We start from the raw sequence: 1,730 nt of genomic DNA on the forward strand, positions 1-1,730 counted from the left end.
AGGAGTCTACGGCATTGTCTGAGGCATTAGTCACAAAGTTGTTTTAGTTTTAGCGTACCATTGAAAAGACCGGGACTGCAATGTTATACAGCAGTCCCGACCTTTCAAAGCTTTATTCAATTGGCTCTATCTCGGGAACGTATAAAAATATTTCCTTTATAGTAAAATCTTTATAAAAATCCTCCTGGGCTTTGCCCCAGTTAATGTCTAAAGCATAATTCTTTAGCCCCATTGTATAAGAGCTCGGATAGAGTTCCGTAAACGTTACAATCAAATCTGCATAAGCCGGTTTTGCAATTACTGTTTTATCAGGTTGTTCAACATTTCTGCTATAGCTAAAGGTTAAAGAGACGCCATCAGACATATTCATCGGGTTGATTAAGGAGTTCGGGGTAAAAGTAACAATGGTCGCCTCCAAATCCTTAAACAGTACCTTTAAAGGTTTACCTACAAAGAACTGTTGATTCTCGAAGAAGTTGTACTTGACATATTCGAGAGTGTCGTTATCAAATACAGCTAATGCTTTATAGTCAGGGTTTCTTGCATGTTTTTGATTTTTTCCTATTGAGGCACAACCACCTAAAAACAATAGGCCTATAATAATGATATTCAAATGTTTCATGGTTATTTACATTTTGTTGATTTTCCGCTTTCAATATCGCCATTTTCTTTTGTTGTTCCTTTTGTATGCATCGCTTTAAAATCAGGTTGTCCCTTCTCTTTTTTCATAAGGGTTACACCTGTTGTGTTTTTATCCAAAACGTATGCCATTGCCGCATCGTGTGCATCAGCTGCGGAAAAGCCTTGTTTCAGAAGATAATCTAGCATTGCATTATATTCTGAACGGAACGTTGTCCCTAGTGAAAAGTGGCCATTCTCCGTACCCAGGTTCGTCTTGTTTTGGCTATAGAAAGACTGGGCAGCTTCGGTGTCAGTTATGCTAAGTACGTATGTCGCTCCACCATGTGCAACCACATAGCTTTCATTAAGTATGTCGCAGCCATTTTGAAAGCGACCTTCCAGCAAACCTACAAAATCCTGTGGTGAAGGTCCTGCCGTCGGCTGACCGGAAATCTGCATGGGATGTGAGTGAATGATGGCATTGGTTCTATTGGTCACTGGAAATGAGATGCTAGCCGCATCACCCGTTATTAGGTCAGATACAAAGGAGCCGCTCGGCCTGTATTCAAATGTATAACCCGCCTCAATAGATCGATCGCTTGCATATAGGTTCATATTATTCATAACCAGATTGATTGTGGGCAGATAGCTTGTGGAAATGTACGGAAGGTACGGTTCTCTCAATAATTTGCCACTATTTTTGTCAAGAAAAAATGTTTGATGATTTTGACTTTCTTGACTTGCACTTATCTTGGCATCAAGCTGATTAAGGGTGGGTAGTTTTAAAAGGTCGTCAAGCTTATTTGAAGCATTCTGGGCATTTTTAATATCGGCTTCATCACAATCCTTTTCTTCTGGTTTGTCTGTTGGTTTGTCTTCATCAGGAGGATTATTTGTTGTCCCATTAGATATTTCCTCATCACAATCGCCATGGCAAATACAGGGGTCAGTGCAATCATCATCCTCTTCTTCTGTGTCAAAGTCATCGTTAGCGGAATTGTCGTTTTGGGAGCTGTCTGTATCTGAGGATCCGGATGACCCATAGGCCGTGGCTGTAGGAATATATCCGTTCCAAGCATAATCCGAATCATTGCTGTCCTCGTAATCAA

General features: G+C 40.5%; 2 protein-coding genes. Both read right to left on the reverse strand.

Annotation, left to right across the window (positions count from 1 at the left end):
- Positions 1-112: 112 nt before the first annotated feature.
- The gene (locus tag B4W65_RS16965) at positions 113-622 is read right to left on the reverse strand and encodes a hypothetical protein (protein ID WP_088656347.1); all 510 of its coding nucleotides are present in this window, start codon (positions 620-622) and stop codon (positions 113-115) included.
- Positions 623-624: 2 nt separating this feature from the next.
- On the reverse strand, positions 625-1,730 hold a 1,106-nt coding region (locus B4W65_RS17375), incomplete at its 5' end, for a hypothetical protein (RefSeq protein ID WP_158522882.1).

It is taken from the genome of Geofilum rhodophaeum (assembly GCF_002210225.1).
GTDB lineage: Bacteria > Bacteroidota > Bacteroidia > Bacteroidales > Marinilabiliaceae > Geofilum > Geofilum rhodophaeum.

Excerpts from the sequence above, each read along its gene's own strand:
- B4W65_RS16965 (WP_088656347.1), bottom strand. The coding sequence starts at position 622 with ATGAAACATTTGAATATCATTATTATAGGCCTATTGTTTTTAGGTGGT.